Annotated in this window: 6 protein-coding genes and 1 tRNA gene; 2 read left to right on the top strand and 5 right to left on the bottom strand. The window is 61.1% G+C overall.

Annotation, left to right across the window (positions count from 1 at the left end):
• The 3 genes from Q0105_RS16595 to Q0105_RS16585 all read right to left on the bottom strand — a co-directional run.
• The coding region (locus Q0105_RS16595) for a DUF6538 domain-containing protein (RefSeq protein ID WP_298213243.1) at nt 1-1,088 on the bottom strand (1,088 nt) is incomplete at its 3' end.
• A 113-nt stretch (nt 1,089-1,201) separates the two neighbouring features.
• Nucleotides 1,202-1,291 (bottom strand) — tRNA-Ser (locus Q0105_RS16590).
• A 118-nt stretch (nt 1,292-1,409) separates the two neighbouring features.
• Nucleotides 1,410-2,609: a GGDEF domain-containing protein gene (locus tag Q0105_RS16585; RefSeq protein WP_298213242.1), complete on the bottom strand. Its 1,200-nt coding sequence runs from the start codon at nt 2,607-2,609 to the stop codon at nt 1,410-1,412.
• 513 nt (nt 2,610-3,122) lie between these two features.
• Here Q0105_RS16585 and Q0105_RS16580 point away from each other — a divergent pair.
• The gene (locus Q0105_RS16580) at nt 3,123-5,009 is read left to right on the top strand and encodes an EAL domain-containing protein (protein ID WP_298213241.1); all 1,887 of its coding nucleotides are present in this window, start codon (nt 3,123-3,125) and stop codon (nt 5,007-5,009) included.
• 86 nt (nt 5,010-5,095) lie between these two features.
• Here the strand turns inward: Q0105_RS16580 and Q0105_RS16575 are convergent, their stop codons facing one another.
• Nucleotides 5,096-6,013 carry a stomatin-like protein gene (locus tag Q0105_RS16575; protein ID WP_298213240.1) on the bottom strand — a complete coding sequence of 306 codons (918 nt, stop codon included), beginning with the start codon at nt 6,011-6,013 and terminating at the stop codon, nt 5,096-5,098.
• A gap of 55 nt (nt 6,014-6,068) precedes the next feature.
• Entirely contained in the window at nt 6,069-6,494 is a 426-nt protein-coding gene (locus tag Q0105_RS16570; protein ID WP_298213239.1) for an NfeD family protein, read from the bottom strand.
• 147 nt (nt 6,495-6,641) lie between these two features.
• On the opposite strand from Q0105_RS16570, the gene Q0105_RS16565 reads away from it, so the two are divergent.
• The coding region (locus tag Q0105_RS16565) for an Orn/Lys/Arg decarboxylase N-terminal domain-containing protein (protein WP_298213238.1) at nt 6,642-8,583 on the top strand (1,942 nt) is incomplete at its 3' end.

The raw sequence follows: 8,583 nt of genomic DNA, 5'->3' as shown, positions 1-8,583 counted from the left end.
TCTGTCGCTCGCGCTGCCAGCTCCATTATTTGATGCTTACTTCTGAGACACCACAATAGCGGGTCGCTGAAGATCAGGCTCAGTTCTTCCCGTGTCCAAGGCTCCCGCCCTTCGGACTCCTTTCCGCCTTTCTTGATGCTTAGGCGCTCCAATGGGTTGCTGGTCAGCCATCCTTTGTCTCGCGCCACGTTTAACAGGGCGCGGAGGCTTACGAGGATGTTGTCCGCAGTGGTTGCCGTCTTCTTTTTCTCGACTGCCCAAGCTTGCAGCTTGTCGCGGAACTCGATGCCTATGGTGCGGCTCACGGAATCTAGAGGCAGATCGCCCATCAAGGCGACGAACTGATTGGCATGGCGCTTGTAGGTCTGCTGCGTCCGTCCCGGTGCCTGCCTGATGGTGACCCATGCGTCGTAGGCATCGCTGATCTTTTTGCCATTGGCGGGCGTGGCGGGTTGTTGTGGTGCCTGCGGATGGGGAAGCGCGTGCGGTGCGGGTGCTGCACTCAGGCCCATCAAATCGCGGCGCTCCTGTGTGTATTGCACGCGCAGCGGGAAGGTGCGGCGCTCGTTGGTCAGGGCCTCGTGCATGACCTCCCAGAGCATTAGTTGATGGCCCCCATACTCGGTCACGATTTCCGGTGCTGTGGCGTCCCCGTACTTCTTCGCGCCGTCTTCCAACCACTCGGGTAAAACGCCCTTGGCTAGGCATTGCCGCAGTTCGTCAATCTGGCATTGCAAGCCATGCGCCCGCGTTTCGCGTTCTTGGCCGGGGACGCGGCTGTATGTGTCATCAAGGCGTGCGACGGCGCGCTCCCATTGCCCAAACAGACGGCGCCGTAAATCAGGCATATCTATCGGGCGCGGCTTGCCTGTGCGCAGGGCCTCAAAACGGGCATCCCACTCGGCATGCAGTGCCTTTGCTTTGGCATTGGCCTCCCTGAGGTCAGAAGTCTTGAGCGAGACACGGGTAGCCCAACCACCGGGGAAGTGGGTGAGGAGGTCTTTGGGGGCACGAAGGTCGAATTGGTAGATGACGGAATCGGGGCGGCGCAGTACGCCGGGGAATCGGGTCACGGTAGCTTGGTTCACACGGCAAGAGTACACGGTTTGCCGGGGTGCTACCTCTGCTGCGGGCCTCGTTTTCAGAGGAGCCGCAACGAAAAAGGGTTAGCAGATGAGTACCTGCTAACCCTTGGAACGACTGGCGGAGAGGGCGGGATTCGAACCCGCGGTGGGGATTAGCCCACACACGCTTTCCAGGCGTGCGACTTAAACCGCTCATCCACCTCTCCGAAGCCCTCGATTATAGCCATAGGATGGAGGGCGTTGGCGCTGATGTGCGTGGGCATGGCAAAAATATCCGTTCTCAAGGCGCCCCGGTGGCGCTTGTTTCATCGCCATGGTCAGAAGTCAGCCAGAGAGATCGCTGATGGCAACTGGCTGTTGGTCGGCACCTTCACTTGGCTCGACCCGGTTGCGCCCTGTGGTCTTGCCGCGATAAAGGGCAGCATCGGCCTGCTGCATGGCGCGGTCGAATTCTTGTGCATTGGTGAAGGCATGAGACACCCCAATGGTCACGGTGCATTGGATTGGCTGGTGCAAGCCGGTGATAGTAACCTCGCTGCGCCCGATCGCTGCGCGCGTGCGTTCCGCCAGGCGCATGGCGCCCGCACCGTCCGTGTCCAGGCAGATGGTGATGAATTCCTCTCCTCCCACGCGGCATACCAGGTCGCCCTGGCGGGCCGTGTTCTGGATCACGTCGGCCACATGGCACAGCACGGTGTCGCCTGCCTTGTGGCCATGGGTGTCATTGACGCGTTTGAAATGGTCGATGTCCACGATCAACAGGTGTGCGGGCCCAGCGGTTCGTGATCGAAAATGCGCATCCAGTCCGTCGATCAGGCCGCGTCGATTGAGCAGCCGCGTGAGTGGGTCGTGCGCCGCCATGGCGCGCAGGTCATCCGTGAGGCGGCGCAGCACCAGCCAGATGATGGAGGGCGCCAGCACCGTCGCCAGAAAAGACATGTAGATATAGAACGCCACCTGAAAGCGGGTGCCCATGTTGAGTGCATCCAGTCCCCCGGAGAGGATGCTCACGAACTTTGCGGCGTTCAGCACACAGATGCCGCCGATCAAGACGGCGAACAGCACCATCTCGACCTGCAGGTCCTTGGCAAAGGTGCGCGTGCCATAGACCACGGTGACCACCATGGCCAAAAAGAGCAGTGAAGAGGCTGCGGACAGCATGGCATAGCGGGCCACGGGCCCCAGCGTCCATTGCACCAGCACCTGCACGGCGGTGTATGCAATGGCCAGTGTGAGCAGCGGACGCCACAGTGGCGTAGGACGCCCGAAGAACCGCATGGCGCCTATCCCGTAAACAGCGGGCGCGCAGAGGGTCATCGTGTGGTTGAGCACGCTCATCGCGCTCCATCCCGGAGGGCCCCCCAGCAGTTGCAACACATAGGCCACACCCAGCAGGAGGTTGCCGATGGCGAACACATCCATGCCCAGTTTTTTGCCATGCAGCCGAGCGCTGATCAGCAGAAACATCACGCCAAAGCAAAGCAGATGCGCGCAGAGCATGCCGACGATAACGGTGGCAACCATGGATTCGAACAGTGGAGGATGTCGTTGGGGGCGCGGGGAGGGCGTTCGTTGGCAATGCTATCTGAGGTGGCGGTGCGGGTTGCGCATCACGCCGGGGATGGTCCAAAAAAAGAGGGGGCGTTGAGCCATTGCGCCGTGCGTCAATTTCGGTGCTTCCGCTGTTTTGGCCTTTGTGAGGCTGGCCGTATCAGGCATGGGCAAAGCTTTCGAGGAAGCATTGCCAATGACGCAGTGGATGGTGTCGCTGGTGAACGTGTGGATGCGTGTGAAGGTTCGGTCCGAGATCGAGATCGAGATGGGAGCCGTGATGCCGGTTGAATGCTGCCTTCAATAGTTGGACAAAATTGCCCACTGCCGCCTGATATGTGGCGATTTTGTGCTATCAATTTTATTGCGAATTGACATTTTGATACATCCGTATTTCAATGAGAGCACGAATCGTCGATACGGCGTGTGGAGTCGCGGGCTCATGGTGCAAGAGTGCTGCGTTTCCTTTCATCAAGAGGTGTTTTCATGGGTTTTCCATCTCCACGGCTCTTGCTGAACGATACCGCGTTGCGCATGCCCTCTGCCGAGGCTCTGCGCCTGGCTGACCTGGCGGGCTATGGGCCCACGCGCGACGACCCCGATCCGATTCTCACGCGGCTGGTGGCCATGGTGGCGCGTGCTTTGAAGTGCCCGATTGCGGGCGTCAGCCTGGTGGATGATGAGTACGTGTGGATCAAGGCGCGCGTGGGCGTTGAGGCGGATTGCCTGGCGCGTGAGGGCGCCTTCTGCGCCTATGCCGTTGACTCGGATGCGGACCTGTTCCATGTGAGCGACACCCGCGTGGACCCACGGTTCGCGCAAAACGCGCTGGTGGTCAATGCGCCGCAAGTGCGCATGTATGCGGCCGCCGTGCTGAGAGGCCCCAGCGGCTATGCGCTGGGCACCTTGTGGGTGATGGGGCTCAAGCCGCGTGCCCTCAGCGAGGACGAGCGCGATATGTTGCTGGTGCTGTCGGCGCAGGCAGCCCATTTATTGGAGCTGCGGCACCAAAACCCCGTCTCCCAACTGCCGTCGCGCAGGGCGTTCATTGAGCGGGTTCGCCGCGCCGTGGACAAGCTGGCCGAGGCCCGAGGCGGCGCTGGCAACGTGCCGCTGGCCGTGGGCTACATTGCTTTGCGCAACTTTGCTTTGGTGCGCAGCGCTTATGGTGTTGAGGTCGCGGACCGGTTGCTCCTGTTGCTGGCGCAACGGCTGCGCGCATGGATAGGGCCAGATTGTCTGCTGGCACACCTGGAGGGCAACCACATTGGATTTGCGCTGCTGAACGATACGAACGAAGTGGCTGCGCGCCTGGGGGCGCTGGAGGCTATTTTGTCGGCCCCTGTGGAGATGGAGCAAGCCTCGATCCACATGGCGTCTGTCGTGGGCGTGAGTGCTTCGGTGGGTGATCTGGTGGGTGTGAGCGCGCTGCTGGACCAGGCCGAGGTGGCCGCCGCCGCCGCTGTACCGATTGAAACCCGTATGGTCTATATCTACCAGAACCACCTGGATGAGCAGGCCAAGCTCTGGGGTGATTTTCAGCGCAGCTTTCCGCAAGACCTGGCGCAGAACCGGGTGTTCCCGGTTTATCAGCCGCAGATTGACGTGCACAAGGGCTCGATCGCGGGCTTCGAGGCCCTGGCGCGCTATCGACACGAGAAACTGGGCATTGTGGGGCCGAGCAGCTTTTTGGAACTGGCAGGCCATGCGGGGCTGCTGCGATCGCTCGACTTTTCTATCCTTGGCGCCGTGTGCAGTGACCTGGTGCGCTGGCGCGATAAAGGGCTGGATCTGGTGCCTGTATCGGTCAATTTTTCGCGGTGCACCTTGAAGTTGCAGGCCACGGCAGCGGACATCTTGCAAGTGCTGGGGAACCATGGGGTCGCGCCCAACTTGCTGGTGGTGGAGGTTCTGGAGGATGGCGAGTCCGAGTCCATCGAGGAGCTGCGAGTCACCTGCGAGCAATTGATCGCTTCAGGCGTGCGCGTTGCAATGGATGACTTCGGGGTGGGGCGCTCCAACCTGGGCTCCCTCCTGTCCCTGCATCTGGACTATCTGAAGGTGGACAGGCGCTTTGTCCACGAGGTATCGATCGACGACCAGGCGCGCGGCGTGTTGAGGCTGATCGCCGGGTTTGCCGAGATATCGTCGATGCGCATGGTGTGCGAAGGCGTGGAGTACGAGGCCGACCTGCAATGCGCCATGGAAATGGGGTGCGTTTATTTTCAGGGCTGGTACTTCAGCAAAGCGGTGGATGCGGACACCGTGGAGCGCATGCTGTCGTCGATCCGCCCAGAACTCGGCATGCCCGTAGAGTTGGGGCGGCTGGTGCGAGAGCTGGCCTCATGCACCCACGTGGGCGCCATGCTGTAGCCTGGGCGTCAACACCATGGCGCAAGGGCACAACAATGGCGTAAGCGAGCGAGCCAGCACAGTGCGAGCCCACTCCTTCACCGCCGTCAGCCTGCCTTCTGTGATGTCTGCACCATCTTCATTGCCGAGCCGATCAGCGCCGACACTTCGGTCATGTTGCTGGGCACGATGAGGGTGGTGGTCGCGTCGGTGGCGACCTGGCTGTAGGCTTCGACGGCCTTTTCGGCCACCTTGAGCTGCACAGCCTGCTCGCCGCCGGGCTGGCGGATGGCGGCGGCCACGCGTTCGATGGCCTGGGCATTGGCTTCTGCCACGGCCTTGATGGACTCGGCCTCGCCCTGGGCCTTGTTGATGACGGCCTGCTTTTCACCTTCGGAGCGGGCAATGAAAGCCTCGCGCTCACCCGTGGCGATGTTGATCTGCTCCTGGCGGCGGCCTTCCGATGCAGCGATCAGCGCACGCTTTTCGCGCTCGGCAGTGATCTGGGCCTGCATCGCGTGCAGGATTTCTTTCGGTGGCGTGAGGTCCTTGATCTCGTAGCGCAGCACCTTCACGCCCCAGTTCAGCGCGGCCTCGTCAATGGCCTGTACAACCTGGGCGTTGATGATGTCGCGCTCTTCAAAGGTCTTGTCCAGCTCCAGCTTGCCGATGACCGAACGCAACGAGGTCTGCGCGAGCTGCGTGACGGCCATGATGTAGTTGCTGGATCCGTAGCTCGCGCGCATGGGATCGGTGACCTGGAAGTACAGAATGCCATCCACCTGCAGCTGGGTGTTGTCGCGCGTGATGCAGACCTGGCTGGGCACGTCGAGCGGGATTTCTTTGAGGCTGTGTTTGTAGGCCACCTTGTCGACAAAGGGGATCAGAAAGTTCAGGCCGGGGGTGAGGGTGCCAGCGTATTTGCCCAGGCGCTCTTTGACCCAGGCGTTTTGCTGGGGGACGACCTTGACCGAGCGCGCGATGAAGATCACGGCGATGATCAGAAGAATGATGGCGATTTCCATGGCAAGTAGGCCTCTCTTTGGTTGTCTGTCTGTCTATTTAAATGTCAACAAGGTGTTAAACCGGATCGACCAGAAGGCGACTGCCCACCAGTTCCGACACGCGGTGCATACCGGTCGATGGTGTGACTCCGGGGCGGTGGATGGCCGTCCATTGGGCGCCGCGGTATTTCACCGTGGTGGTGCCGTCGGAGTTCCAGTTCTCGATCAGGACGGTTTCGCCTACGTCCATGTTCACGCTGCGGTCAGCACGTGCAGAGGGATCACCGGGGTGCTTCTTCTTCAGGATGTAGCAGGCCACCACGGCCCCACCGCCCACCAAGGCAGCTATGACTATCTGGGGGGTGATTGAAAGGCCCAGATGGGCTGCGACGGCGGCTGCCACCAGCCCCAAGGCCACCATGAGCAGGTAGAACGTGCCAGTGAGCAGCTCTGTGACGACCACGGCCCCTGCTGCCAGCCACCAGATGGTGGATGCCTCCATGCTGAACCTCCTTGGATTGATTGTGTTTAGTGCACCACATTCTGGGTCAAAAGGGTGGCAGTTCAAAGGCGGTTCATCGATATTCCTTACACTTCGCGCCTATTTCGTTTTTTTGCCGGGCAGGGCACGGCTGCACGGAGGCTGCGCATGAAGTTTCGCTTTCCCATCATCATCATCGATGAAGACTATCGTTCCGAGAACACCTCGGGCCTGGGTATCCGCGCCCTGGCACAGGCCATTGAGGCCGAGGGCTTCGAGGTGGTTGGGGTCACCAGCTATGGTGACCTGTCGCAGTTTGCGCAGCAGCAAAGCCGCGCCAGCGCGTTCATTTTGTCCATCGACGATGAAGAGTTCACGGGCGGGGATGGGCTTGACCCCATTGTTCTGAGCCTGCGCAACTTCATTGGCGAGGTGCGCCGCAAGAACACCGAGGTGCCCATTTATGTGCACGGTGAGACCAAGACCAGCCGCCACCTGCCTAACGACATCCTGCGCGAGCTGCACGGCTTCATCCACATGTTCGAGGACACCCCCGAATTCGTGGCGCGCCACATCATCCGCGAGGCCAAGAGCTACCTGGAGAGCGTGCAGCCGCCGTTCTTCAAGGCGCTGCTCGACTACGCTGAAGACGGCTCGTACAGCTGGCACTGCCCCGGCCACTCGGGTGGCGTTGCCTTTTTGAAGAGCCCCGTAGGCCAGATGTACCACCAGTTCTACGGCGAGAATATGCTGCGCGCCGACGTGTGCAACGCGGTGGAAGAGCTCGGCCAACTGCTGGACCACAACGGCGCCATCGGCGAGAGCGAGCGCAACGCCGCGCGCATCTTCAACGCCGACCACTGCTTTTTTGTGACCAACGGCACGTCCACGTCCAACAAGATGGTGTGGCACCACACGGTGGCCCCCGGCGACGTGGTGGTGGTGGACCGCAACTGCCACAAGTCCATTCTGCACAGCATCATCATGACCGGGGCCATCCCCGTGTTCATGAAGCCCACGCGCAACCACTTCGGCATCATCGGCCCCATCCCGCAAAGCGAGTTCGAGCCTGCCGCCATCCAGGCCAAGATCAAGGCCAACCCGCTGCTCAAGGGCGTGGATGCTAAAAAGGTCAAGCCGCGCGTGCTCACGCTCACGCAGAGTACCTACGACGGCGTGCTGTACAACACCGAAACCATCAAAGGCATGCTTGATGGCTACGTGGACAACCTGCACTTTGACGAGGCCTGGCTGCCCCACGCGGCCTTCCATCCGTTCTATGGCAGCTACCACGCCATGGGCAAGAAGCGCACGCGCCCCAAGTATTCGGTGACCTATGCCACGCAGTCCATCCACAAGCTCTTGGCTGGCATCAGCCAGGCCAGCCATGTGCTGGTGCAGGACTCGCAGACCACCAAGCTGGACCGCCACCTCTTCAACGAGGCTTACCTGATGCACACCAGCACCAGCCCGCAGTACAGCATCATCGCCAGCTGCGATGTGGCTGCCGCGATGATGGAGCCGCCCGGTGGCACCGCGCTGGTGGAGGAAAGCCTGCTTGAAGCGCTGGACTTCCGCCGCGCCATGCGCCAGGTGGAGGACGATTTCGGCAAGAACGACTGGTGGTTCAAGGTCTGGGGGCCTGACAAGCTTGTGGACGAAGGCCTGGGCCGCGCCGAGGACTGGATCATCCGCAGCGACGGCAAGGGCAAGAAGAACGGCAGCAAGTGGCACGGTTTTGGCCAATTGGCCGACGGCTTCAACATGCTGGACCCGATCAAGTCCACCATCGTCACGCCCGGCCTCAATCTGGACGGCAAGTTCGACAAAACCGGTATCCCCGCCAGCATCGTGACCAAGTACCTCGCCGAGCACGGCGTGGTGGTGGAGAAGACCGGCCTGTACAGCTTCTTCATCATGTTCACCATCGGCATCACCAAGGGCCGTTGGAACACGCTGCTCACCGCGCTGCAGCAGTTCAAGGACGACTACGAGAAGAACCAACCCATGTGGCGAATCCTTCCCGAGTTCTGCCAGCAGCACAAGCGCTACGAGCGCATGGGCCTCAAGGACCTGTGCCAGCACGTGCACGAGATGTACGCCAAGTACG

Source organism: Acidovorax sp. (genome assembly GCF_027492855.1).
Lineage (GTDB): Bacteria > Pseudomonadota > Gammaproteobacteria > Burkholderiales > Burkholderiaceae_C > Acidovorax.
The sequence above is the reverse complement of the archived record's forward strand: the minus strand, read 5'-3'. Positions and strand labels throughout refer to the sequence as shown.